The 25,564-nt window shown below is 39.3% G+C and carries 20 protein-coding genes, 1 other RNA gene and 1 other annotated feature; of the genes, 2 read left to right on the top strand and 19 right to left on the bottom strand.

The window, feature by feature from the left end; translation table 11 throughout:
• The 6 genes from M3189_RS13610 to cymR form a co-directional block, all read right to left on the bottom strand.
• Entirely contained in the window at positions 1-516 is a 516-nt protein-coding gene (locus M3189_RS13610; RefSeq protein WP_353057425.1) for a PRC-barrel domain-containing protein, read from the bottom strand.
• Positions 509-2,923 carry an SF1B family DNA helicase RecD2 gene (recD2, locus tag M3189_RS13605; protein ID WP_251634611.1) on the bottom strand — a complete coding sequence of 805 codons (2,415 nt, stop codon included), beginning with the start codon at positions 2,921-2,923 and terminating at the stop codon, positions 509-511. The genes M3189_RS13610 and recD2 overlap by 8 nt, the downstream gene beginning before the upstream one ends.
• A gap of 33 nt (positions 2,924-2,956) precedes the next feature.
• Positions 2,957-3,610 (bottom strand): tetratricopeptide repeat protein, encoded by a 654-nt coding sequence (locus M3189_RS13600; protein ID WP_251634610.1) that lies wholly within the window; start codon positions 3,608-3,610, stop codon positions 2,957-2,959.
• Between the two features lie 288 nt (positions 3,611-3,898).
• Positions 3,899-5,017 carry a tRNA 2-thiouridine(34) synthase MnmA gene (gene mnmA, locus M3189_RS13595; protein WP_353057424.1) on the bottom strand — a complete coding sequence of 373 codons (1,119 nt, stop codon included), beginning with the start codon at positions 5,015-5,017 and terminating at the stop codon, positions 3,899-3,901.
• A 37-nt stretch (positions 5,018-5,054) separates the two neighbouring features.
• Entirely contained in the window at positions 5,055-6,197 is a 1,143-nt protein-coding gene (locus M3189_RS13590) for a cysteine desulfurase family protein (protein ID WP_251634609.1), read from the bottom strand.
• Between the two features lie 44 nt (positions 6,198-6,241).
• Positions 6,242-6,661: a cysteine metabolism transcriptional regulator CymR gene (gene cymR / locus M3189_RS13585; protein WP_251634608.1), complete on the bottom strand. Its 420-nt coding sequence runs from the start codon at positions 6,659-6,661 to the stop codon at positions 6,242-6,244.
• A gap of 149 nt (positions 6,662-6,810) precedes the next feature.
• On the opposite strand from cymR, the gene M3189_RS13580 reads away from it, so the two are divergent.
• Positions 6,811-8,082 carry a replication-associated recombination protein A gene (locus M3189_RS13580; RefSeq protein WP_251634607.1) on the top strand — a complete coding sequence of 424 codons (1,272 nt, stop codon included), beginning with the start codon at positions 6,811-6,813 and terminating at the stop codon, positions 8,080-8,082.
• Between the two features lie 29 nt (positions 8,083-8,111).
• Here the strand turns inward: M3189_RS13580 and M3189_RS13575 are convergent, their stop codons facing one another.
• The 7 genes from M3189_RS13575 to M3189_RS13545 all read right to left on the bottom strand — a co-directional run bounded on the left by M3189_RS13575 (position 8,112) and on the right by M3189_RS13545 (position 14,958).
• On the bottom strand, positions 8,112-9,062 hold the full coding sequence (locus tag M3189_RS13575) for an ABC transporter permease (protein WP_251634606.1): 951 nt from the start codon (positions 9,060-9,062) through the stop codon (positions 8,112-8,114).
• Complete coding sequence (locus M3189_RS13570; protein WP_251634605.1) at positions 9,055-9,981, bottom strand: ABC transporter ATP-binding protein; 927 nt, start codon at positions 9,979-9,981, stop codon at positions 9,055-9,057. Before M3189_RS13570 ends, M3189_RS13575 begins: the two co-directional genes overlap by 8 nt.
• A 101-nt stretch (positions 9,982-10,082) precedes the next feature.
• Positions 10,083-10,850 (bottom strand): tRNA threonylcarbamoyladenosine dehydratase, encoded by a 768-nt coding sequence (locus M3189_RS13565; protein WP_251634604.1) that lies wholly within the window; start codon positions 10,848-10,850, stop codon positions 10,083-10,085.
• 204 nt (positions 10,851-11,054) lie between these two features.
• Positions 11,055-11,250, bottom strand: a non-coding RNA gene (ssrS, locus tag M3189_RS13560) — 6S RNA.
• 61 nt (positions 11,251-11,311) lie between these two features.
• A complete protein-coding gene (gene aspS, locus M3189_RS13555) occupies positions 11,312-13,090 on the bottom strand; it encodes an aspartate--tRNA ligase (protein ID WP_251634603.1) in 1,779 nt (592 codons plus the stop codon).
• Positions 13,091-13,105: 15 nt separating this feature from the next.
• Positions 13,106-14,377 (bottom strand): histidine--tRNA ligase, encoded by a 1,272-nt coding sequence (hisS, locus tag M3189_RS13550; protein ID WP_251634602.1) that lies wholly within the window; start codon positions 14,375-14,377, stop codon positions 13,106-13,108.
• Between the two features lie 78 nt (positions 14,378-14,455).
• Positions 14,456-14,725 (bottom strand) — a binding site (T-box leader).
• A gap of 56 nt (positions 14,726-14,781) precedes the next feature.
• Positions 14,782-14,958: a hypothetical protein gene (locus M3189_RS13545; RefSeq protein ID WP_179157234.1), complete on the bottom strand. Its 177-nt coding sequence runs from the start codon at positions 14,956-14,958 to the stop codon at positions 14,782-14,784.
• A 167-nt stretch (positions 14,959-15,125) separates the two neighbouring features.
• Between M3189_RS13545 and M3189_RS13540 the strand changes: the two genes are divergently transcribed.
• Positions 15,126-16,859 carry an SH3 domain-containing protein gene (locus M3189_RS13540; RefSeq protein WP_251634601.1) on the top strand — a complete coding sequence of 578 codons (1,734 nt, stop codon included), beginning with the start codon at positions 15,126-15,128 and terminating at the stop codon, positions 16,857-16,859.
• A 38-nt stretch (positions 16,860-16,897) separates the two neighbouring features.
• Here the strand turns inward: M3189_RS13540 and dtd are convergent, their stop codons facing one another.
• The 6 genes from dtd to M3189_RS13510 form a co-directional block, all read right to left on the bottom strand.
• A complete protein-coding gene (gene dtd / locus M3189_RS13535) occupies positions 16,898-17,341 on the bottom strand; it encodes a D-aminoacyl-tRNA deacylase (protein ID WP_251634600.1) in 444 nt (147 codons plus the stop codon).
• Positions 17,342-17,353: 12 nt separating this feature from the next.
• A complete protein-coding gene (locus tag M3189_RS13530) occupies positions 17,354-19,549 on the bottom strand; it encodes a RelA/SpoT family protein (RefSeq protein WP_251634599.1) in 2,196 nt (731 codons plus the stop codon).
• 220 nt (positions 19,550-19,769) lie between these two features.
• The gene (locus tag M3189_RS13525) at positions 19,770-20,282 is read right to left on the bottom strand and encodes an adenine phosphoribosyltransferase (protein WP_251634598.1); all 513 of its coding nucleotides are present in this window, start codon (positions 20,280-20,282) and stop codon (positions 19,770-19,772) included.
• Entirely contained in the window at positions 20,282-22,636 is a 2,355-nt protein-coding gene (recJ, locus tag M3189_RS13520; protein ID WP_251634597.1) for a single-stranded-DNA-specific exonuclease RecJ, read from the bottom strand. Before recJ ends, M3189_RS13525 begins: the two co-directional genes overlap by 1 nt.
• 112 nt (positions 22,637-22,748) lie before the next feature.
• Entirely contained in the window at positions 22,749-25,013 is a 2,265-nt protein-coding gene (gene secDF, locus M3189_RS13515; RefSeq protein WP_251634596.1) for a protein translocase subunit SecDF, read from the bottom strand.
• Between the two features lie 149 nt (positions 25,014-25,162).
• Positions 25,163-25,459, bottom strand: coding sequence for a post-transcriptional regulator (locus tag M3189_RS13510; protein WP_251634595.1), 297 nt, complete (start codon positions 25,457-25,459; stop codon positions 25,163-25,165).
• Between the last annotated feature and the right edge of the window lie 105 nt (positions 25,460-25,564).

Raw genomic sequence — 25,564 nt, 5'->3', positions numbered from 1 at the left:
TCACGTATGATTAACGTCTACGATGATGGCATCCTTTCCGATTGCAGGGGGCTTCTCGGAATGTATAATCTGTTTCCCGTCTGTGATATCCGAAAAGAAACCATCCGTAATTTCGTACCCTACGATTGTGCCCAATTCTTCATGAAAATATACATCCTGTAACAACCCAAGTGACTCTCCGCTCTTTGAAATCATCATCTTTCCGTTAAGAGAGTGTTGATGGTTAAGGGTATATTCTGGAGTTGTTTTTAGTCTTTCAAGGCTGTTATCATCCTCAATCATGACCCCATCCCAGCCAAAAGCTTCTACATCTTGAATGTCCAGAAAATAGGTTTGTTTGAAGAAAGCGCCTTTTTTAACCATCAGGCCTTTTACGGCTCCATCGCTAGTGATACACAAATCAGTAACTTCACCAATTTTTGCTCCTGTACTTGACTCAAAGACTGGTTGTCCTTTTAATAAAGAAAATGTTCGCAGAGTGTCCCACCTCCTGTGAACATTTATAGTCTTAGTCAATTACCATGAAATCATAAGGTGTAAGGTTTTCCATGCCAATCATTGGATTAACCTGCATTAATTTTTCTTCAGCAGATAGGCCTGGTTCATCTTCCATTTCTTCTACTTCGGAAGAATTCTCGACTGATATCATCTCCTGAAGCTTTTGGGATAATGTGGTTTGTCTGCTTAATTCATCTGCCCTTTCCACACCCATCCTTAATGCTTCCACTTCACCACAAAGAATTAAGGACTTTTTACTCCGTGTTATCGCAGTATAAATAAGATTCCTTTGTAACATTCGATAATAGCTTCTTGTAATGGGAAGAATCACAATCGGGAATTCACTTCCCTGAGATTTATGCACCGAACAACAATAGGCATGAGTAATTTGATTCAAGTCCTGTCTTGTATATTCAACTTCATTACCTTCGAAGGAAACGTATACCATATCTTGTTTTTCCGTATTTTCCTTTGCATAGATAATAGAAATAATTTCACCAATATCTCCGTTAAAAACATTGCTTTCTGGTTGATTTACAAGCTGGAGGACCTTATCACCAATACGGTATTTCACTTCTCCAAATGCAATTTCTTTCCGAGTACCGTCCGGGTTCGGATTAAATATTTCTTGTAACAAAACATTTAATCGGTCAATTCCTGCAGGACCTCTATACATGGGTGCGAGGATTTGAATATCCTTGGCTGAATACCCTTTACTTTTTGCATTAAGAGCAACCTTTTCAATTACTTGAGGAATCTGAGCCGTGGAACATTTAATAAACGAACGGTCAGGCTGCTTCATGGTAACATTTGCTGGCAAGTATCCCTTCTTGATATCATGAGCCAATTCAATAATGGAGGATCCTTCTGCCTGGCGATAAATATCTGTTAATCTAACAGTTGGGACAACCTCAGACCTCAACAAATCCTTAAGCACTTGACCTGGTCCTACGGAAGGCAGCTGATCTTCATCACCCACGAGAATAACCTGAATGGTATCAGGCAATGCCTTAAACAATTGATTTGCTAACCAAATATCTAGCATTGAGGTCTCATCAACAATTAGAATTTTCCCTTCAAGTTCAGGAGCATCGTCACGCTCCATTCCTTCTGATCCATTAAAACCAAGTAAACGATGAATCGTCACCGCCGGCAGACCGGTGGATTCACTCATTCTTTTTGCTGCCCTTCCTGTTGGGGCTGCAAGTAAAAATGGAAAGGGTTCACCTTTTTTATGATAGTCTTTTGGCTCTAAAGAACAGCCATGCAATTCGGCATAAAGCTCAACAATCCCCTTAATGACAGTGGTTTTACCTGTTCCTGGCCCCCCTGTTAAAATTAACATCGGTGACATCAAGGCCGTTTGAATCGCATCTCTTTGCGTGGGGGCATACTGCACCTTTAGCCTTTCCTCCAATTCCCCTAACGCCAGCAAAAATTCGGATTCAGGAAATTGCTCCTTGTATTGTGTTTGTTCAAGGATTTTTTTAATATTTGTTACAAGTCCTTTTTCAGCAAAATACAACGATGGCAAATAAACACGCTTTTCCTCACCAACTAATTTGCCCTCTTCTTCGAGTTTCAAAATCTCTGTAGATATATCGGTGAATTCAATTTGATCTCGTTTATTTTCTTCGAGTAGGTTTTTCACCTGTATGAGCAAATCCTCTGCACGAACATATACATGCCCATTCTGCATACTTTCGTTTTCAAGCGAATAAAGACAGGCGGCTTTTATTCTATCGGGATGATTCCCTGAAATGCCTAGTTGATAGCCCAGCTCATCAGCACGACCAAAGCCAATACCCTCAATATCCTCTACAAGCTTATACGGGTTCTTTTGAATAATATCAAGGGTTTCATCCTTATAGGTTTGATACATTCGCATGGAAAGCTGCGGTCCAAAACCATATTGGTTTAAAGCAACCATCACCTGCTCGAGACCCTGGTGTTCCATCAATGTATCGTATAGCATTTTTGCCTTATCAGGAGGAAGCCTTGGGACAGAATCCAGCAAGGAAGGCTGATTTAGTATTTTTGAAATCGCGTTTTCTCCTAATGTTTCAACGATGTTTTCTGCTGTTTTCTTCCCAATCCCTTTAAACATCTCGCTTGATAAATATGCAGCCACACCTTGCTTGGTTTGTGGAATATCCTTTCGAAAATGCTGTGTTTGGAATTGCATGCCAAACTTGGGATGTTCCTTAAACTCACCAAAGAAAATATAGGTTTCCTGCTCGTGAATCTTTGGAAAATAACCGGTAATTACCGCTTCCTTGTCATCATATTGATGATTCGTTTCTTCCACACGAATTCTTAATACGGTGTAAAGATTTTGCTCATTATGAAAGATGGTCACCAGGTGTTTTCCTTTTACGAACTTTCCTTGCTCTGCAAATAAATCAAGTGAGCTTTGCTTATCCATGGGGTTCTTCCTCCTTTCTATTTTTTTATCGATTTATCTTGCTGATTCAATCAACTTTTTCGCATGCCCTGCTAATAGATGATCAGGCTGAATCTCCAAAGCTTTATCAAACATTTCTAATGCTTTGGCTGCATTTTCTTTGTATGCATATGACACACCAAGATTATAATAAGCATCCGTATGTTCATCATCTAGTTCAATGCATTTTTCGAGTTGAACAATGGCCTCATCAATTAATTCTAGCTGTGCCAGACATAAACCATATTGGAATCTTGCTTCTGAGTCCTCTTCATTTAGTTCGACACTTCTTTGTAAATAGGGCAGTGCAAATTTCCCCTGTTCAAGCTGCACAAGAGTTAGACCGAGCATGAAATAATTATCGCTAGATTGAAGCCCTTTTTTCATGGCCGTTTCAAACATCTTTTTAGCTTGTTCAAATTTATCGTTACTAAAATATATGGTACCAGCACTATAATAAGCTGCAGCAGTATTCTCATCTAATTGAATGGCCTTTTCGTAAAATTTCAAGGCTTTCTCATCATCGCCAACAGCGGAAAGCACGTTACCAAAATTTATGTAGGCAATCGGATCTTGCGGGTTTTCTTCGATGACCTCATTAAAAATCTTTGCTGCCTCTTCCCACTTGCCTTCTTGCATGTATTGAACACCTAATTGGTTTTTATCCATGTCATAATCACTCCGTTCTAATTTTAGAGTATACCATAAATCTATCTATTTACCGTATGTTTAGGGATATGGAATAGGATATTGTGTTGAGTAAATGGGGAATATTGTCTAAAAGTACAAAACCCCTTGAAAAAGGTCCAAAAGGTAACCAAAAAAGTCCATAACCCTCCGAAAAAAGTCCATAACCAACAAAAAATAGTCCATAACCCCATAAAAAAAGTCCAAAACTCAAATTACCTAATTTTTATCACAAAAAACCCCTGATTCCAGCTGGAATCAGGGAGTTTTTCATCCTACATAGGTTAAACGTTGTCCATCTTTATATACTTCATCAATCGTACCACCGCCGAGACACTCATCACCATTGTAAAACACAACAGCCTGTCCTGGGGTTACCGCACGGAGTGGTTCATCGAAGATTACTTTGACTTTATTATCGTCCAAAAGCTGTACCGTCACTTTATTGTCTTCCTGACGGTATCTGAATTTAGCTGTGCATGTAAATTCTGCAGGCTTTTCCCGATTAGATACCCAGCTTACGTTATCAGCGATAATCGAGTGAGAATAAAGCATTTCATTATGAAAACCTTGTCCGACGTAAAGGATATTTCTTTTTAAATCCTTACCGATTGCAAACCATGGCTCACCTGAACCGCCGATTCCTAAGCCGTGACGCTGTCCAATGGTATGATACATCAAGCCTTCATGCTTCCCCTTAACCTCTCCATCCATTGTTTCCATGTTTCCTGGCTGGGCTGGAAGGTATTGACCAAGGAACTCCTTAAAGTTACGTTCTCCAATAAAGCAAATACCCGTGCTATCTTTCTTAGTCGCAGTTGCTAGATTTGCTTCTTTCGCAATTTCACGAACTCTTGGCTTATCTAAATTACCGATTGGAAACATAACCTTACTTAGCTGCTCTTGATTCAATTGATTTAAGAAATACGTTTGGTCTTTATTTTCATCTTTACCACGGAGCATTTTGTACTCTCCGTCTCGATATTCAACTTGAGCGTAATGACCAGTTGCCAGATAATCAGCACCTAAGTTCACAGCATGCTCAAGGAAGGCTTTGAATTTAATTTCTTTATTACACATGACATCAGGGTTAGGCGTTCTTCCCGCCTTATATTCTTCTAGGAAATAGGTGAATACCTTGTCCCAGTATTGTTTTTCAAAATTTACTGCGTAATAAGGAATACCAATTTGATTGCAGACACGAATGACATCGTTGTAATCCTCCGTTGCCGTGCAGAATCCAGTATCGTCGGTATCATCCCAGTTTTTCATAAAAATGCCGATGACATCATAGCCTTGCTGTTTTAACAGAAGTGCTGCGACTGAGGAGTCAACTCCCCCCGACATACCGACCACGACTCGTATATCCTTTGGATCTCTTGTTTCCACTGTTTCCACCTCTCTTTACCTCAACAATCACACTTATTTATTTTTTCAGACGTGACACAATTCGTGCCGTTTCTTCAGCAGCCTTGATGATTTGCTCTTCTGTTGTGTTAAAACCAAAGCTGAAACGGATAGAATTAATCAACACTTCTGATTCTTTACCAAACATGGCAACCAGGACATGTGAAGGTTCAATCGAACCCGCCGTGCAGGCAGAACCACTTGATACCGCTATCCCAGCTAAATCAAGATTTACCAGCATTGCTTCCACGTTCGTTCCCGGAAAGCTTAAGTTTAATACATGAGGCATGGAATTTTCAAGCAATCCGTTTATGGAAAACTTTACATTATGTTCAGTCAAGTGTTCGATAAAGGTTTTCTTATATCCCTGATACTTTTCCCGTTTCACAGAGCGTTCTTCTGCTGCGACGATTGCGGCTTCTTGAAAACCGACAATGGCTGCTACATTCTCCGTACCAGCTCGTCTTTTTCGTTCCTGCTCACCGCCATAGGCACGAGGAACTAACTTAACCTTGTCACGTACAAAAAGAAATCCAGTCCCCTTTGGACCATTAATCTTATGAGCGGAAACAGACAATAAATCTACATTGAGTTCGTCCACATTGATTTCTTCTATTCCATATGCCTGGACTGCATCACTGTGGAACAATGCTTGATGTGTTTGCAGAAGCTGACCGATTTCCTTTATAGGTTGAATCGTACCAATTTCATTATTTCCATACATGACTGAAACCAATATCGTATCTTCCCTTAATGCCGCCTTTAGGTCATCAAGAGAAATTACCCCTGTTTCATCTACTGGCAGATAGGTTACCTCAAAGCCCATTTTTTCTATACGCTTGCATGCATGCAGTACTGCATGGTGTTCGATTTGAGTCGTGATAATGTGCTTTCCTTTATGCTGATAGCTTTCAGCAACACCAAATAAAGCCATATTATCGGCTTCTGTCCCACCGCTTGTAAAAATAATCTCATTTTCCTTTGCACCAATACTCTTGGCTAAAGTTTCTCGTGCCAAGTCTATATAATGTCGTGCTTCTCTTCCGAAAGAATGAATACTTGATGGATTACCAAAGTTATGGCTCATAACTTCCATCATCTTTTCAATTACCCTTGGGTGCATCGGAGTGGTAGCAGCATGGTCGAGATAGATTCTTTCCATCATTCCACCTACAATCAAAATAATTCTCTATTCTACTTTTAACATTAAATATAAAACATATAACCATCAATATCTTCATGGTTACTATGACTTGCTAAATCTTCAAGAGTTGTATTGTCTAAAACAGATTTAATGGCATCACGAATACGGATCCAAAGTTCACGCTGTGCCGGCTCCTCATCCTCGATACCTTCCACAAGTGTAATAGGTCCTTCAAGTACACGAATGACATCACCAGCGGTAATTTTGGAAGGAACATCAGCGAGAATATAACCACCATAAGCCCCGCGGATACTTTTTACTAAACCTGCATTTCTTAGTGGAGCAATCAGCTGTTCAAGATAATGTTCAGATAGTTGATTTGCTTGAGCAATTGATTTTAGGGAGGTTGGTCCTTCACCCTGATTTTTAGCTAGTTCGATCATTATAGTTAAACCATATCGTCCTTTTGTCGAAATTCTCATTTATAACACCTCTATTTTTTTATTCATTATTAAATACACAGTAATTTGATAGGCATTAGCAATTATATCATATTGTACTTTAATATGCTTTTCCATCCAAAAATGGTAGAGTTAAAGGGAACTCATTTATTTAGTTGGAGAGATGAATTATGCAGCAAAAGCCGCTAGCATTTCGAATGCGCCCTAGAACAATTGAAGAAGTCGTTGGACAGCAGCATCTAGTGGCAGATGATAAAATTATTGCCAGAATGGTGAAGGCTAAACAGCTGACATCGATGATTTTATATGGACCTCCTGGAATAGGTAAAACCTCGATTGCCAGTGCAATTGCTGGCAGTACGAAATATGCTTTTCGTACACTTAACGCAGTTACCAGCAACAAAAAAGACATGGAAATCGTTGCAGCAGAGGCAAAAATGTCCGGAAAAGTAATCCTGCTTCTGGATGAAGTCCACAGACTTGATAAAGGAAAACAGGATTTCCTGCTGCCTTTTTTAGAAAATGGAATGATTACACTCATTGGGGCAACGACGAGTAACCCCTATCATGCAATTAACCCTGCAATTCGCAGCAGATGTCAGATTTTCGAACTCAAACCGTTAACGCCAGATGAAGTGAAACTCGCCTTACTTCGTGCCATTGAGGACGAAGAACGTGGGTATGGGAAGTTGCAAATAGATATTACGGAAGAAGCATTAACTCATTTTGCCACTGCTTCAAATGGGGATGTCCGCAGCTCTCTTAATGCTCTTGAACTAGCTGTTCTATCAACCGACAAGAATAATGTAGATACCATCCATATCGATTTAAAAACTGCAGAAGAATGCATGCAAAAGAAAAGCTATGGTTCGGATAAAGATGGGGATGGGCACTATGATGTACTTTCAGCATTTCAGAAATCGATTCGCGGAAGTGATGTAAATGCAGCTCTGCATTACCTGGGGAGATTAATTGAAGCCGGGGACCTGCAGAGTATTAGCAGAAGATTACTTGTAATTGCTTACGAAGATGTTGGTCTAGCGAGTCCGCAGGCTGGTGCGCGTACATTGGCCGCCATTGAAACGTGTGAGAGAATTGGTTTTCCTGAAGCTAGAATTCCCCTGGCTAACGCTGTTATTGAATTATGTTTGTCGCCTAAATCCAATTCAGCTGTGATTGCAATTAGTGAGGCCCTTGCTGATATCCAAAAAGGGAATATTGGGGAAGTGCCAGATCATTTACGTGACGCACATTATAAAGGTGCAAAAGAGCTTGGAAGAGGAATTGGCTACTTGTATCCACATGATTATGAATCTGGCTGGGTTCCACAGCAATACCTGCCGAACAATTTGAAAAACAAACAATATTATCAGGCTAAAAAAACCGGTAAATTTGAACAAGCACTGGCAATGGTATATGAAAAGTTATTACGAAAAAAATAACCTCTGGGGAATTCCCAGAGGTTGTGTTTTTATGCAGCGACATCTCTCTTATTGAATACGTAAAAAGCTAAAAATTGAAAAATCACGAAGTAGATAATGAGCATGATGATTGAGAATGACATCGTCATCCCCTCGAGCAGCGGTGTTCCCTCGATATATTGCATTAGATTTGTATTAGCAAATAGAATGTATTTTGCCCAATCAAACTTCATTGAAATAAGAGCGGTGAATTGACTGCCCGTGAACATCAAAAATAATGATAATCCAATGGCAAGTGAGCTGTTACGGAAGACCGATGAAATCATAAAGGCCATTGTAGTCAACATAATCATATCAATCGAGCCTAATCCATAGTAAATAATTAAGTAAACAACGATATGCTGCTCGGTTACCTTTCCATTAAAATAATTCAAATAGGGAAGTGTTTGCTCAGGCACACCAAAAAGTATTGCACCAAGCAGAGCAGAGAAACCAAATAAAATTCCTACCATGATTAAAGCAAACAATAATACGGTTATATACTTTGATAATAATATTTTCCTGCGATTGATTGGCCGGATTAGCAGCAGTTTAATGGTTCCCCAATTAAATTCACTAGCGACTATCCCTGCAGAAATAACAATCGTAAATAATCCTGCTAGCAAAATGAGCTCTGAACTGTCTTTGACAAAGGACCAGACATTATATTTTTCCCTAAAAGGTATATTATGCTCAATCCTATATTCATTGATTGCAATTTGTTTCTTATAGTAATCCTGCTCTAATTTTATTGGACTAGATTCTAGCTGGCTTTTCAATGCTTCGTTTTCCTGTTGTAAAACTGGTTTCCACTCTTCCGTGACATTCGGTTCATCTTCGACCAAATTATACTTCATAAATACACCTGTGATAGAGATAATCACTACAAGTATCCCAATCATCACATAGGTTCCTGGTCTTCTAAAAATCTTCATTAATTCATTACGAATTAAATTAATCATGATTCATGCCCCCCTTATCTGCCGTCACTTCAAGGAAGCGGTCTTCTAAGGTTTTGGAAACCTCTTTAATCCCAAATACTTGAATCTCTTCTTCAACGAACGCCTTTACCATTGCAGGTACTTCATTTTTTGCAAGTTCCATGGTAATACCGTTTCGTGAATGCGTAACTGGGATAGTAGGGTAGTTAGTTTTCAGAAAGGTCAATGCTTTTTCACTAGGAATAACCTCAAACTCAAAACTGGCACTCGTCCCGTGTACAAATTCCTCTATCAATTGAACATCAATGAGAGTACCATTTTGAATAATGCCAATACGGTCACACATCATTTCCATTTCTGAAAGAATATGGCTCGATACAATCACCGCCATATTTGTCTCCCTTGCAAGGCGACGTATGTAATCACGGATTTCTCTTATACCTGCTGGATCCAGTCCGTTTGTCGGCTCATCCAAAATTAACACTTTAGGATCATGCAAAAGACACTGTGCCAATCCCAATCGTTGCCGCATGCCAAGAGAATAGGTTTTAACTTTATCATGGATTCTGTCCGATAAGCCCACAAGCTTTACCGTTTCATCAATCTTTTCCTTGGATATCCCTTTTACCATCCGCGCATAATGAATGAGATTTTGGTAGCCGCTTAGAAACTTGTACATTTCCGGATTTTCAACGATGGCGCCAACATGTCTTACCGCATCTTCAAACTTTGATTTAATACTAAAACCATCGATTGTGATATCCCCTGAGGTGATGTCCATTAAGCCGACAATCATTCGAATCGTGGTTGTTTTACCCGCTCCATTGGGACCAAGAAATCCGAAGACTTCTCCTTTGTTTACTTCGAAACTGATATTATCTATTATCGTTCGTCCTTTGATTACTTTGGTAACATCTTTTAATACAACAATTGATTCCAATAGCCCTCCCCCTCACTTATCAAGTTTAACGCATAATAGATAAATTTAATATTTTTATAAAAAAAATAGCCCCGGTCTTACGATTCGGGGCTTCTAACTATTTACCTTTCATCAGATACTCTTTTAATTTTGATGCCGGCTAACAGCTCTCGAACCACATAGCTTGCCATAATTAACCCGCAAGCAGAAGGAACAAAGGCATTTGAGGATGGCGGCATTTGTGCCTTTCGAATCGGAGCATTTTCATTCCCAACCTCTTTTTTGACATCCTCACGAATAACAATCGGGCTCTCATCAGAAAAAACGACTGGAATGCCTTTGTGTATTCTTTCCTTACGGAGCTTCGTGCGGATTACCTTAGCGATTGGATCTGTATGTGTTTTAGAAATATCAGCAATTTTAAAACGAGTTGGGTCCATCTTGTTGGCCGCACCCATGCTCGAGATGATTGGAATATTTCTATTCAAGCATTCTTTCATTAGGTGGATTTTATAAATAATGGTATCTGAAGCGTCAACGACAAAATCCAAACCATGGTTAAAAAATTCTTCATACGTCTCTTCTGTATAAAACATTTTTAAGGCAATAACTTCACAATCAGGATTAATATCTTTAATACGCTCTTTCATAAGTTCAGCTTTCTCTTGTCCAATCGTTGATAGCAAGGCGATAAGTTGACGGTTGACATTGGTGATATCAACTGTATCTTTATCGACTAGTATAAGCTTTCCAACTCCAGAACGAGCAAGAGCTTCAGCGGCAAATGAGCCGACACCGCCAATGCCTAGTACAGCAACTGTACTGTTCTTCATGATATCTAGGCCTTCTTTGCCAATGGCAAGTTCATTACGAGAAAATTGATGCAGCATGTGGATCCTCCAGAAATTAAATTAGACATATCTATATCTTTTACCCTAAAAAAATATAACATACTCCTCTATAAATTCAAGTATTTCTATAGGAATTCAGAAAACGAAAAGTATTTCAATTTCACCCTTTTCGGGCACAATCGATATGCTTTTCCTCAGTAAAAATAAAAATAGCCCCCTGCTTATGCAGGAGACTATTTTTATAAGGGTCCCAATGGTGCCGTCGCGCTTGTTCCTTCTTTTGATCCCGCCACTCTCGCAGGTGGGTGTCTTGTTCCAAGCTTATGTAAGTCCCTTTAACCGTATAGGTTGAGGCTTTTACGCTGCTTGAAGACTTCAGACTCCCGAAGAAATAATGTTGGTCAAAAGTTAGGTAATACAACGAACATTTCAGGACACTTATTTGATTGACTTTATAATACCATAGAATAAAAAACCATTCAAGGGATTATGAAAGCGTTTTATTCATTTTTATTGGTAACATTTAGTGACAGATGCAGTTCTTTTAATTGGGCTTCCGAAACTTCACCTGGCGCATTAGTCAACAGATCGCTGGCACTAGCCGTTTTTGGAAAAGCAATGGTATCACGTAGGTTTGTACTGCCTGATAGCAGCATAACCAAACGGTCCAAACCAAGAGCAATCCCACCATGCGGAGGAGTTCCATATTCAAAAGCATTTAACAAGAAGCCAAATTGTTCTTGAGACTCTTCAGGTGTAAATCCAAGAACCTTAAACATTTTCTCTTGAACATCACGCTCAAAAATCCGTAATGATCCTCCTCCGAGCTCATACCCATTCAATACAAGGTCATAGGCCTGTGCACGAACTCTTGCAGGGTCTGTATCTAAATATGGCAGGTCTTCTCTTACCGGCATCGTGAACGGATGATGGGCTGCATAGTAACGCCCTTCTTCTTCACCATACTCAAGGAGCGGCCAATCTGTAATCCATAAAAAGTTAAACTTACTTTGATCGATTAATCCTAATTCTTTTCCAAGCTTAGAGCGGAGTGCACCTAGTGCGTCAGCAACAACATTTTTCTTGTCCGCAACGAATAATAATAAGTCACCCTCATTAGCATTTAAAACAGTTCTTAAAGCCTGGGAATCCTCATCAGCAAAGAACTTTGCAATCGGACCTTTTAATCCTTCTGCGTCTACCTTCAGCCAAGCAAGGCCTTTTGCCCCATAAACTCCCACAAATTCCGTTAGAGCATCAATGTCCTTACGGGAATATTGATCAGCAGCACCCTTCACATTAATGGCTTTTACTTGACCACCATTCGCAACCGCCGCTGCAAAAACTTTAAAGCCAGAATCCTTAACAACCTCAGAAAGGTCAACGAGTTCAAGTCCAAAACGAGTATCTGGTTTATCTGAACCAAAGCGGCTCATCGCTTCATCATAGGTCATCCGTGGGAACGGAGCAGGAATTTCAAGTCCTTTTACTTCTTTCATCAGACCAGTCATCATTTTTTCCATTAAGCCTAAGATATCCTCTTGACCAAGAAAACTTGTTTCAATATCAATTTGTGTAAATTCCGGCTGACGGTCAGCACGTAAGTCTTCATCACGGAAACAGCGTGCGATTTGATAATAACGCTCAATCCCGCCAAGCATTAATAGCTGCTTAAACAATTGCGGTGATTGTGGAAGTGCATAGAACTCACCAGGATGAACACGGCTAGGTACGAGATAGTCACGTGCTCCCTCAGGGGTGCTTTTTGTTAAAATTGGTGTTTCAATATCTAAGAATCCCTCAGCGTCAAGGAAATCTCTAATTTGTTTTGTCACTTGATGACGCATCTTTAATGTTTCAAAAATCACTGGGCGACGGAAATCTAAATAACGGTATTTAAGACGAACATCTTCGGACGCCTCGGTTTTATCTGAAATGGTAAATGGAGGTGTTTTCGCTTCGTTAATAATCGTTACCATTTCAGCTTGAACTTCAATTTTCCCAGTTTTTAAATTGGGGTTAATCGTTCCATCCTCACGGGCGATTACTGTTCCCTGTATATCTAGAACATACTCGCTGCGAATCTTTTCAGCCGTTTGCAATGCTTCTTTCGATACATCCGGATTGAAAACAACCTGAACAATACCGGTCCTATCGCGTAAATCGATAAAAATTAATCCGCCTAAGTCCCGGCGTTTTGCAACCCAGCCTTTAAGTGTTACTTTTTCACCAATGGCTGACTCTGGTACATCGCCACAAAAATACGTTCTCCCGTACATGAAGATCCTCTCCTCTTATCTCTTAAGTTCTTGTAAATATTCCACAAATCGTGTTAACTCAATTTCTTGTTGCTCGCCTGTAGCCATATTTTTCAGGTTTATTTTATTGTTAGCCAGCTCGTCATCACCGAGAACAGCAACATATTTTGCATTCAAACGGTCAGCTGCTTTAAATTGTGCTTTGATTTTTCGATTTAAATAATCTCTCTCGGCTGATACACCAGCAAGTCTTAACTTTTGCAGGAGCCCTACTGTATAATCCTTGGCCTCTTCACCAAGGGATGCAATATAACAATCAATACCTTGATTGATTTCAAGCTCAATTCCTTCAGCATTTAGCGCTGCAAGGAAGCGTTCAATACTCATGGCAAAACCGATTCCCGGGGTTTCTGGACCGCCCATTTCTTCAGCTAATCCATTATAACGACCACCGCCGCATAAAGTGGTAATGGCTCCAAAGCCCTCTGCATCACTCATTATTTCAAAAGCAGTGTGATTATAATAATCCAAGCCACGAACCAGGTTCGGATCAACTACAAACGCAATATCCAATTGCGTTAAATACTTTTGTAACTTTTCAAAATAGGCCTTCGAATCATCATTTAGATAATCAATAATCGAAGGTGCAGATTTCATTAATTCATGATTGTGATCCTGTTTGCAATCAAGAATCCGCAATGGATTTTTCTCGAGACGGTTTTGACAATCGTGGCAAAACTCCCCAATTCTTGGCTGAAAGTGATTGACTAACGCATTGCGATGAGCAGTTCTGCTCTCCTTATCTCCAAGACTATTGATTACAAGCTTTAGCTTTTTCAAGCCCATTTCCTTGTATAAATTCATTGCAAGCGAAATCACTTCTGCATCAATGGCCGGGTCATTACTGCCTAATGCTTCAATACCAAATTGAACAAACTGACGGAAACGTCCTGCCTGCGGGCGTTCGTATCGAAACATAGGTCCCATATAATAAAGCTTAACGGGCTGATTTGCATAACCAAACATTTTTTTCTCAACAAACGACCTTACCACTGCTGCTGTTCCTTCTGGTCGTAATGTAAGACTGCGGCCGCCGCGGTCATCAAAGGAGTACATTTCTTTCTGTACTATATCCGTGGTATCGCCAACACCCCGTGCGAATAGATCTGTATGTTCAAAAATCGGAGTCCGAATTTCTTGATATTGATATTTCTCGCAAAGCTCTCTTGCTTTTGCTTCAATCAGCTGCCATTTTTCTACCTCTCCTGGCAGAATGTCCTGTGTGCCTCTTGGAATGCTAATAGACATAGCAGATTCCTCCTTACCGTTTCAAATTTATGTAAAACTTTCTATAAAAAACAAAAAACTCCCGTCCCTTGTATAAATACAAGGGACGAGAGTTATATCCCGCGGTGCCACCCTAGTTGAAGGCATTCACAATCTATGCACTTCCTCTTTTACAGTTAACGCCTGCATACGTTCTTCTCCTAGTAGAGGTGGTCAAAAGTGGAAGTATTCCGTCTTAAGAATCCTTTTTCAGAGAGAAGCCTAAGGAGTGTTCATTCATTAAGAATCATGTAGAAATGCTTTCAGCCCAAGGCATTTCCTCTCTAGTCATGTTTAATCTTAATTACTATGCTCCATCATTGGTTATCGCCATGTTTATTATTTATATAATATTACGGAGCATTGAATCCAATGTCAAGAAGGATTTAGGATCTTTCCAAATGTTTTTTCAACTTTCTAACATCACCGATCGTTAGTCCAAATTCGGATGCAAGCTCAAACGTAGTATTATTATGTTCTTTTTGAATAAAGTCATGAAAATCCACTCCAAAAAGCCTGCTGTCCATTGATTGGATACTATTTGACTTATCGCTCGATCTCATCCCTCAATCACCTCTTTATCATCACTATAGTCTCTATTATTTCCAATCATTTTAAAAACTTACATGATAGACAAGGTTTTCACAAAAAAGGCGAAATTTAGCAAATAAGGAATGATTTTCACCTTCCTCTACGTTAAAATTATAGATAGTGTGAAGGGAGAGAGAGGATGATAAAGAGATTTATACTTTTGTTCGTATGTTTCACGTTAGTTTTTGCTGTATTCCCCCCACAGGATATAGCTGTGGCAGCAAGCGGTACCGTTACCATCGCTGAGAGTACAGTTAACATACGTAATGGTCCAGGCTTAAGCTATCAGCTTGTGAAACAGGTAAAAAGGGGCGAAAAGTTTACGATTATTAAAGAAAAAAATGATTGGATACAAATACAGCTCTCAGCAACCAAGACCGGCTGGGTTGCCAACTGGGTTGTAACGAAATCTTCTAATGGAACAACTACTAGCAGCTCTAGTAATTCGAAAAAAGGGAGTGCTGTAGCCAATACCAATCAATTACGAGTGCGCTCTGGCCCTGGAACAAGCTTCCGAATCATAGGCTATTTAAATAAGGGACAAGCTGTCAGTGTTCTTGATGAGAATGAAAACTGGTTGAAAATCTCTGCATCATTTGGAGAAGGCTGGGTTGCAAGAGAATACATCGATTTAAAAAGTAATAGCACTAATTCTGAAGAAGATAATAATAAAGCCATTGATAAAGGTATCGTAACGGATGCATTGAATATTCGAGAAGAGCCTTCTACCAAAGGAAATATTATTGGCAAACTAGCAAAAGGAACCACGGTTAGTATTTACTCAAAAAAGAATAATTGGCTGGAAATTAAGTACTCTGGCCAAAGTGCATGGGTAAGTAGTGATTTTGTTCAAATTGGGACTCAAAGTCAACCAACGGAGCCTACTGGAGTTATTGGAATTGTTACAGCCAGCTCTCTTAGTGTCCGTGACGGATCTTCCTTAAATTCCAAGATTATTGGCTCCGTTTCAAAAGGACAAGAATTTACCATTCTAGAAGAGGTAAATAATTGGGTCAAAATTGAATTTAAACCTGGAAATATAGGCTGGGCAGCCGGCTGGTATTTTAATAAAGATAAAGCAAAATCAAACCAAATTGCCAAAGATAGCAAAGTAACAATCCTACATAGTGGTACTAATATCAGAAAAGACCCTACCGTTCAATCACCGGTTCTACAACGAGTAAATGAAGGAGAGTCCTTTCAAATTGTAAGTGTCGAAAATGATTGGTATGAAATTAAATTGTCGAATGGTAAGAATGGATATATTGCCGGCTGGATTGTAACAACCAATGGCACAGGACCTGGAATTAATAAACAGGGAGCGGAAAGTTATCTTAAATACAAAACCATCGTCATTGATCCCGGTCATGGCGGGATTGACAATGGTGCGACAGGCTCGCGTGGAACACTTGAGAAAGAATTAACACTAAGGACTGCCCAACTTTTGTCGGATAAGTTAAAAGCGGCTGGCGCAAATGTATTTCTGACAAGAAGCAACGATTCATATCTACCGCTTCCATCAAGGGTAAGACTCGCGAGTATCCATCAGGCGGATGCCTTTCTAAGCATACATTATGATAGTAATCTTGATCGAAGCGTCCGGGGGATGACCGGCTATTACTATCATTCCTATCAAAAGAAACTCGCAGAATATGTTTATAACTCAACCAATTCACAAACAAGATTAAAAAGCCGAGGTGTTCGCTCGGGTGATTTTCATGTCGTTCGTGAAAATCACAGACACGCTGTCCTTATGGAGCTTGGATACCTAAGTAATTCAACAGAAGAAGCAACGCTAACCTCTGGTCAATTCCAAGAAAATGCAGCTACAGGTATATATAACGGATTAGCTAAATATTTTAAAGAACTTTAAAAAAAATGCTTGGCAGCTTCTAAAGTGCCAAGCATTTTTTAACCTTTACTTTCAACAATTAGTGTAACGGGGCCATCATTGATTAATTCAACATCCATCATCGCTCCAAAGATTCCTGTTTCAACCTTGATACCTTTTTCACGTAACAAACCATTGAATACATCATAGAGCTGAATGGCCTGTTCCGGTCTTGCCGCTTCCATGAAATTCGGTCTTCTTCCTTTGCGGCAATCCCCATACAAAGTAAATTGAGAGACAGAAAGGATTTCACCGCCAACTTCTAATAAAGATAAATTCATCTTTCCAGCGTCATCTTCAAAAATCCGTAGATTTACGATTTTTTCCGCTAAGAAGGCAGCGTCCTCTTCTGTATCAAGATGTGTCACACCTACAAGGAGGACAAGTCCTTTTGAAATCTGACCAGTAATTTCTCCATTTACAGTTACCTTTGCATTTTTACTGCGCTGTACAACTACTCGCATTTCATATACTCCTTAATTCATAATCCGGCGAACGGAATAGATATCTGGTATCTGTTTGATTCGCTCAACAACCCGTTGTAAATGGCTGACATTATGAATGGCAATAGACATGATAATTGTCGCCATCTTATTGCGGTCAGATCGGCCAGAAACTGCTGAAATATTGGTTTTAGTCTCGTTTACCGCCTGCAGGACTTCATTCAGCAAACCACGGCGGTCATACCCACTAATTTCAATATCAACATTATACTCTTTCCGGTCATTTAAGGAGGACTCCCATTCAACAGGAATTAACCTGGTTTGCGCATCATTTGAATCAATATTTGTACAATCTGCACGGTGAACAGAAACACCTCGGCCTTTTGTAATAAAGCCAACAATTTCGTCACCTGGGACAGGATTACAGCATCTAGATAAGCGAATTAACATATTATCAATCCCAGCAACACGAACACCGGATTCCCTCTTTTTCGTTGAAGGGAAGGCCTTCATATCTGAAATCGCATTCGTAATCGTCGAGGATTGCTCCTGGTCGCGCTTTTTCCGCCATTTCTCCGTTAAGCGATTGGCTACTTGGAGCGCTGTTACACCATTATAGCCGACAGCTGCATACATATCGTCATCATTGGCAAAATTAAACTTCTCTGCCACCTTCTTCAAATTATCGGCAGTTAAGATTTCTTTTAAATCAAATTCCATGGAGCGAATTTCTTTTTCTACAAGCTCTCTTCCTTTAATAACATTTTCATCCCGTCGCTGCTTCTTAAAGAATGCACGAATCTTATTTTTAGCCTGTGACGTTTGTGCAAGCTTTAACCAGTCTTGGCTTGGTCCATAAGAATGCTTAGAGGTAAGAATTTCGATAATGTCACCTGTTTTAAGCCGATAATCGAGCGTAACCATTTTACCGTTTACTTTTGCCCCAATCGTCTTATTGCCAATTTCAGAGTGAATTCGATAGGCAAAATCAATCGGAACAGAACCGGACGGTAATTCAATGACATCCCCTTTTGGAGTGAACACAAAAACCATATCGGAGAATAAATCAATTTTTAGAGACTCCATGAATTCTTCTGCATTCGCAGTGTCATTTTGGAATTCAAGAATTTCTCTAAACCAAGTCAGCTTTTGCTCGTAAGAAGTTGTATCGCTAAGGGCTTTTCCTTCTTTATACGCCCAGTGTGCCGCAATACCGAACTCTGCAATTCTGTGCATTTCTGACGTCCGGATTTGAACCTCAAGCGGGTCACCCTTAGGACCTATCACCGTTGTATGAAGCGACTGATACATATTAGGCTTCGGCATTGCTATATAGTCCTTAAAACGACCAGGCATAGGCTTCCAGCACGTATGAATGATACCCAGTACAGCATAGCAATCCTTAATACTATTGACTACAATCCGCACTGCTAGTAAATCATAGATTTCACTAAATTGTTTATTCTGCTGAACCATTTTCCGGTAAATGCTATAAATATGTTTAGGTCTTCCATTAAGCTCCGCATTTATGGACACTTCTTTCATTCTGTTGCGAACCTCGTCCATTACATCGACTAAGTATTGTTCCCGTTCCGCTCGTTTCTTCTTCATCAAGTTAACAATACGGTAATATTGCTGTGGATTTAAATATCTTAATGCAGTATCTTCCAATTCCCACTTAATCTTAGAAATACCAAGACGGTGAGCCAAGGGTGCAAAGATTTCAAGTGTTTCATTTGAAATCCGGCGCTGTTTCTCAACGGGAAGGTGCTTAAGCGTCCTCATATTATGCAAACGGTCAGCAAGCTTTATCAAAATAACGCGGATATCCTGAGCCATTGCCACAAACATTTTCCTGTGGTTTTCGGCCTGCTGCTCCTCGTGCGATTTATATTTAATTTTCCCTAATTTCGTAACCCCGTCGACAAGCATGGCCACTTCGTCATTAAATTCAGTCTCGATGTCCATTAAGGTGACATCTGTGTCTTCAACAACGTCATGAAGAAAACCAGCGGCAACCGTTGCAGGATCCATCTCTAGGTCCGCCAGAATTCCAGCAACCTGAATGGGATGGATAATGTAGGGCTCTCCCGACTTTCTATATTGTTCACGATGAGAGTGTTTTGCGAATTCGTATGCTTTTTTTACAAATTCACAATGCTCCTCGTTTAAATAGACCCTCGTCTTGTCGATGACTTGTTCGGCGGTTAGTACTTGGTCGTTCGCCATAAAATCACCTTATTTTTCATCTTTTATTTTTATTATTAAATGTTTCAGTATTTGAACTAGTTACTAATGAATGTTACTATTATCGAAAAAAAAATCACAGATGTAAAGGGTTTGATACCTATTTTACTGTATTTTGCGAAAAAAGTGTCGAAATATAATAAAAAAAATTGTACTCCACTTATAACAAGAGAGCACTCAGCTACGAGTGCCCTCATTACTATTAATAATTCATCAATGTCATGATGTCATAACCTTCAAGCTTCTTACGGCCATCGAGGTAGGTTAATTCTACAAGAAAAGCAATTCCAGCAACCACACCGCCAAGCTGCTCAACTAATTGAATGGTTGCATCAATTGTTCCACCTGTAGCTAACAAATCATCCGTAATCAGAACACGTTGGCCAGGCTGAATCGCATCCTTATGAATGGTTAGCACATCACTTCCGTATTCCAATCCATAGCTGACTTTTACAGTTTCACGCGGAAGTTTGCCTTCCTTACGAACAGGTGCAAAGCCAATACCAAGGGCATAGGATACAGGGCAGCCAATAATAAACCCTCTTGCCTCTGGACCAACGATTAAATCAATTTGTTTGTCTTTTGCATATTCAACAATTTGGTCTGTTGCATACTTATATGCTTCCCCATCGTTCATTAATGGAGTAATATCCTTGAATGTAATTCCTGGTTTCGGGTAATCCGGTACGATTGCGATAAATTGCTTTAAGTCCATTACTTAATTGCCTCCTCAAATTGAACTGATTCCTCAATAACCTCGTCAAACCAGCTCTTCAATGCTTGAAAGGATGAAAATAATAAATCTCTTTCAAGTGCATATTGAGACTGTTTCGTTTGGTAGGTAATCGAATCAGTTAGGTCACGCTTTTGTGATTGTTTATTCAAAGTAATAAATCCATTGTTAATTGTAACAAAATCAAGTTCAGAAAACACCTTTGACATAAAGGTTATCGTTTCTGTCGACCAGCCCCGATGCTTGGCAATTTCATCTCCATGTCGGCCTAAATCAATCGGACCTTTCTTTAATAGCAAAGCATAAAACCATTTAAAATGGTCCCTTGTTGGCAGAGTACTAAAGAAATCACTCGATTCTTTATGGAAATAGGCATAAATCCGAGCAGGCTGTTTTCCATTAAACAAGTGACAAAGTATGTCCTTTGATGGCGGCAGATCTACGAGTACCACATTGGCTTGGTGAGAATCGAAGCTTAGCGCATCAGTTTCATTTTGAATCAGTATTACCTCATTTGTTAGAGCTGAATCCATTTTATCAAACTGTTCTTTGTTAAAAATAATAAATGTCCGCTTTTCTTTCGGGATGGTATTCACCATCGAGTGAATCCGTTTGACCCCGCGATGATCGAATAATTGCCAGGAATCAACAGCAACATCCTGGATAAAAATTTGTGGTTTACGGATATTATTCCACTCATTGATGGCTAATTCACCTATTATAGAAATTTTTGAAGCTGGTGAAATATGGTCCACTAGCTGGCCGAGCCCAAACCCAATTCCATCTAAGTTAGCACCATTATCATTCACCAATACTTTCAAATGATTTTGTTCTGAACCAATTTTTCTCATCGTGGAGACTTGGACATTACTGATTAAGACTTTCGGCTTCGGGTTGTCCATCCCAAATGGAGCTAGAAGATTTAATTCATCTAATGAGGATAGATTAATTTCTTCCACATTTATTTGATGATCGAGTAAAGTAATTGGAACAAAATCTTCTTTTGTTAACTGCTCATCAGCCAAAAGATTTAATCTTTGACGAAGTTCTGAAACATCTTCTAGCTTTAACGTCATTCCAGCCGCCATAGGATGTCCGCCAAAATGTGGAAGAATATCGCGGCATGTAGACAGATTTTTAAATAAATCAAATCCTGCAATACTCCGAGCAGAACCCTTAGCCAAGCCTTTTTCAGGGTCAAAACTAAGGACAATTGTCGGCCGGTAAAACTTTTCAACTAATCTTGAGGCAACGATGCCAATCACACCAGCATTCCAGCCTTCTTTACCAATTACAAGTACCGAATTCGAATCAATAGGAAAGTTTCTTTCAACCTCTTCAATCGCTTCAAGTGTTATCGAGTTGACAATTGACTGCCGTGTTTTATTTAATCCGTCCATTTCTTGCGCTAAGTTTTCAGCTTCAAAAGGGTCATCTGTAAGCAATAGCTCAACAGCCATATCAGCATTTTCTAATCTTCCCACAGCATTGATCCTAGGGGCTAGCGTAAAGCCGATCGTTTCTTCGTTAATATTTTGTCGATCTACACCTGCTACTTTTAAAATAGCTTTCAGACCCATATTTTTCGTGACTTTAAGCTTTTCCAAGCCTTTTTTGGCAATGAGACGATTTTCGTCTTTTAACGAAACCAAATCTGCGATTGTACCAATAACCGCAATTTCAAGTAAATGCTCTGGAAGTTCTCCATAAAGGGCATGAGCTAATTTAAGAGCTACACCTACCCCAGCAAGTTCACGAAATGGATAAATACTATCTGGCAGTTTAGGATGAATAATCGCTAATGCTTCCGGTAAAACGGGACCTGGCTCATGGTGATCTGTGATAATTAAGTCAAGGCCCAGTTCCTTTGCAATACCTGCTTCATGAATAGCAGAAATACCTGTATCAACAGTAATAATTAATTTTATTCCAGATTCAGCTGCACTGCGAAAGGCTGGTTCGTTCGGACCATATCCTTCTGTGAAACGATTGGGAATATAAAATTGGACATTCGCACCCAGATCCTTGAGTGTAAGCATCAATAGTGTTGTACTGCTCACACCATCTGCATCGTAATCTCCAAATATTAAGATAGGTTCTTTATTTTCAATGGCTTGACGAATTCTGTTTACGGCTATATCCATTCCTTTTAAAAGGTAAGGGTCATGAAATTGCTCATTTCCATATAAAAAATACCGTGCAGAATCAACGGTATTTACTCCGCGGTTGATAAGCAACGACGCAACAAGCGGCGTAATTTTCAATTCATTTTCGAGAGTTTTTACTAGTTGTTGATCAGATTCACGAACAATCCATCTAGTTTTCGACTTTAACATGCGTTCACCCCTCAGACTTTACTATTATACAGGAGCAATGTTTAGCTTTCAATCATTGATATTTTCCACTTGAAATTAAAATAAACCGCAGTGTTATCTGCGGTTTCATTTGTTACACTTGTGGCTCGTCAGAGTATTTTCTCTTTTCTTTTACTGTCTTAATGGTACCTTTCTTCTTAAGTTCTTTTGCTTTAAGAACTACCCAAAGATTGGTTGCAATAAAGATGGAAGAGTAAACGCCAGTGATTAAACCAACTAATAATGCGATATTGAAATTACGGATTGATTCACTGCCAAAGATTATCATCGCAACAACCGTAATTAATACGGTTAAAACTGTATTAACAGAACGAGTTAATGTTTGTCGAACACTTACATTTACAACATCTGCTATATCCTCAAAAGTCTTTAGTCGTTTCTTCTTCGCTAAGTTTTCACGCATCCTGTCGAAGGTAACGATCGTATCATTAATCGAATAACCAATTATAGTTAAGACAGCGGCAATAAAGGTTAAGTCTACTTCTAAGCGCGTAATACTGAAAAAGGCAACCATAAAGAAGGCATCGTGAAGCAGAGATGCGATTGCTGCAACGGCCATTGCGAATTCAAAACGGATTGTTACATAGATAATGATTCCGATTGAGGCAAGGATCAAGGCGATAATTCCATTTTTCGCCAACTCTTTGCCTATTGTTGGAGAAACCGTACTAACACTTGGATCCGTACCAAATTCATCATGAAAGGCTGATTTCAATTTTGCGATTTCATCCTTCGATAAAACCCCAATCATTCGTGCAGAAGCTACTTCATTGTTATCACCAGAAAGTGTTATATCATCAATTTTGATATCCTGCTTTTCAAAAGCAGCTTCAACCATTTCTGCTGTTAATGGTTTATCTGATAAGACTTCAATCCGTGTTCCACTTGAAAAATCAATGGACAAATTCAGGCGGAAGACAAGAACTAACACGATGCCCAGAGCGATAAGAACCCCAGAAACCATGAAAAATAATTTTCTTACTTTTACAAAATCATAGCGATCCCATCTCGTTGGCAGGTCAAGTGTATCGTAATTTTCAGCAATGTCCTTAATTGCAGATTTTCTTACATCAAACCAACCTGCTTTTTTGTTTAAGAAACCGCTGTTTACCCACAAACCTAATAATAGGCGGGAACCAAACACTGCTGTAATAAAGCTCAACAAAATACTCACCAATAGCATGGTAGCAAATCCTTTTATCGAGCTTGTCCCGTAGTAGAAAAGCACCGCAGCCGTTAAAATCGTCGTTAAGTTTGCGTCAAGAATGGAGGTAAAAGCACCCTTACTACCAGCTTGGAAGGCTGATTTAATGGATTTACCCACTTTAATCTCTTCTCTAATTCGTTCATTAGTGATGATGTTGGCATCAACAGCCATTCCGACCCCCAAAATAAGGGCGGCAATTCCCGGTAAGGTAAGAACCCCATTCATCCAATCAAAAACTAATAAAACAAGATAGATATAAACCGATAGTGTAACCGTTGCGATGAACCCAGGAAAACGATAATAAACTAACATAAATAGATAAATGATAGCAATTCCTATAATACCAGCTAGTATGGTCTGGTCTAACGCCTGTTCACCGAATTTAGCTCCAACGGATGTGGAGTATACTTCGGTTAGCTTTACAGGAAGTGCTCCAGCATTTAATAATGATGCAAGATTTTGTGCTTCCTCAGCTGTAAAGCTTCCCACAATCGAAACTGTATTTTGGTTGAAAATTTCTCTTACGGTTGGTGCTGATAAAAATTTAGGATTTTCTTTTGTTACTTCTGTTTTGAATGAATCTTTTCCTTCTTCAAAATCAAGCCATATGACTAGATAATTATTCGGAGTCATTTTGACAATTTCTTCAGTAACTTTTTTGAATGTTTCAGCACTTTTTAATTTCAATGAAACACTTGGTGCCCCGTTCTCATCAAAAGTCTGGCTCGCACCATTCTCCGCTAAGTCCGCTCCGTCCATCATCATGCGGTCATTAGCATCACGGAAAGTAAGATTCGCTTGTGTAGATAGAATCTCCCGCGCTTCATTTTGATCGGTTACTCCAGCGAGCTGGACACGAATCCGATTTTCTCCTTCAATTTGAATATTCGGTTCACTAACCCCAAGGACATTAATCCGTCTATCTAGTGCCTCAGCCGTACTAGCTAACGTTTCTTTGGTAATCTCCTGACCCTTCTTTGCTGGTGTAACTTCATATAAAACCTCGAATCCGCCTTGAAGGTCCAGACCTAGTTTAATGTCTTTTAAAATACCTGTTGCTGTTACACCCATTGTACTTCCTAATAGTATAACTACTAATAGGAAAGCGATAATTCTACTGCGCTTAACCATTATGTATTGTTCCTCCTTAGGGCTTAAAGCCAAAGCACTGCAACGAAAAGCCTTATGTAAAAATAATAAAAAATCATGGTTCCATTATGAAATAGTTTATAATTACTGTCAATTTATTCTAGATATGTCCATAAAAAATAGGTAGTGTTTTATTTTAATAATTCCTTCATTTCATTTTCATCTGCTAGATTAAAATCATGGTTCTTATACGTATCAATCGTAGTAAAGCTAATGTAGTCACTTACCTTAACCGATAGGATATCATCAATAATTTCATATATTCTTATTTCTTCTTTAGCCTTCTTCCACTTTTTTCTTGTTAGAAAATCCCAAAGACTACTTTCTGAAACTTCTTTGTAACCTAACAGGCGAAATTCTTCCAGTTTGCTTATTAAAGCTGGTTCAACTTGAGTACGAAAATGATTGTAAGCGTGGTTTTTCTCCAATGACGTTGCCCCCTTCCCGACATTAAGTCTAATCTCTGTCTTGAAAATAAAAAACACCTTGTCATGCTTTGTCCACCCTTATGCATATAGATTAATTGTATATGA

Origin of the sequence: Neobacillus niacini, from assembly GCF_023715415.1 — a bacterium.
GTDB classification, from domain to species: domain Bacteria; phylum Bacillota; class Bacilli; order Bacillales; family Cytobacillaceae; genus Neobacillus; species Neobacillus niacini_C.
Note: the sequence above shows the minus strand (reverse complement) of the source record. Positions and strands in the feature narration are given on the sequence as shown.

Excerpts from the sequence above, each read along its gene's own strand:
- recD2 (WP_251634611.1), bottom strand. The coding sequence starts at position 2,923 with ATGGATAAGCAAAGCTCACTTGATTTATTTGCAGAGCAAGGAAAGTTC.
- M3189_RS13600 (WP_251634610.1), bottom strand. The coding sequence starts at position 3,610 with ATGGATAAAAACCAATTAGGTGTTCAATACATGCAAGAAGGCAAGTGG.
- M3189_RS13590 (WP_251634609.1), bottom strand. The coding sequence starts at position 6,197 with ATGGAAAGAATCTATCTCGACCATGCTGCTACCACTCCGATGCACCCA.
- cymR (WP_251634608.1), bottom strand. The coding sequence starts at position 6,661 with ATGAGAATTTCGACAAAAGGACGATATGGTTTAACTATAATGATCGAA.
- M3189_RS13580 (WP_251634607.1), top strand. The coding sequence starts at position 6,811 with ATGCAGCAAAAGCCGCTAGCATTTCGAATGCGCCCTAGAACAATTGAA.
- M3189_RS13575 (WP_251634606.1), bottom strand. The coding sequence starts at position 9,062 with ATGATTAATTTAATTCGTAATGAATTAATGAAGATTTTTAGAAGACCA.
- M3189_RS13565 (WP_251634604.1), bottom strand. The coding sequence starts at position 10,850 with ATGCTGCATCAATTTTCTCGTAATGAACTTGCCATTGGCAAAGAAGGC.
- aspS (WP_251634603.1), bottom strand. The coding sequence starts at position 13,090 with ATGTACGGGAGAACGTATTTTTGTGGCGATGTACCAGAGTCAGCCATT.
- hisS (WP_251634602.1), bottom strand. The coding sequence starts at position 14,377 with ATGTCTATTAGCATTCCAAGAGGCACACAGGACATTCTGCCAGGAGAG.
- M3189_RS13545 (WP_179157234.1), bottom strand. The coding sequence starts at position 14,958 with ATGAGATCGAGCGATAAGTCAAATAGTATCCAATCAATGGACAGCAGG.
- M3189_RS13540 (WP_251634601.1), top strand. The coding sequence starts at position 15,126 with ATGATAAAGAGATTTATACTTTTGTTCGTATGTTTCACGTTAGTTTTT.
- dtd (WP_251634600.1), bottom strand. The coding sequence starts at position 17,341 with ATGCGAGTAGTTGTACAGCGCAGTAAAAATGCAAAGGTAACTGTAAAT.
- M3189_RS13530 (WP_251634599.1), bottom strand. The coding sequence starts at position 19,549 with ATGGCGAACGACCAAGTACTAACCGCCGAACAAGTCATCGACAAGACG.
- M3189_RS13525 (WP_251634598.1), bottom strand. The coding sequence starts at position 20,282 with ATGGACTTAAAGCAATTTATCGCAATCGTACCGGATTACCCGAAACCA.
- recJ (WP_251634597.1), bottom strand. The coding sequence starts at position 22,636 with ATGTTAAAGTCGAAAACTAGATGGATTGTTCGTGAATCTGATCAACAA.
- secDF (WP_251634596.1), bottom strand. The coding sequence starts at position 25,013 with ATGGTTAAGCGCAGTAGAATTATCGCTTTCCTATTAGTAGTTATACTA.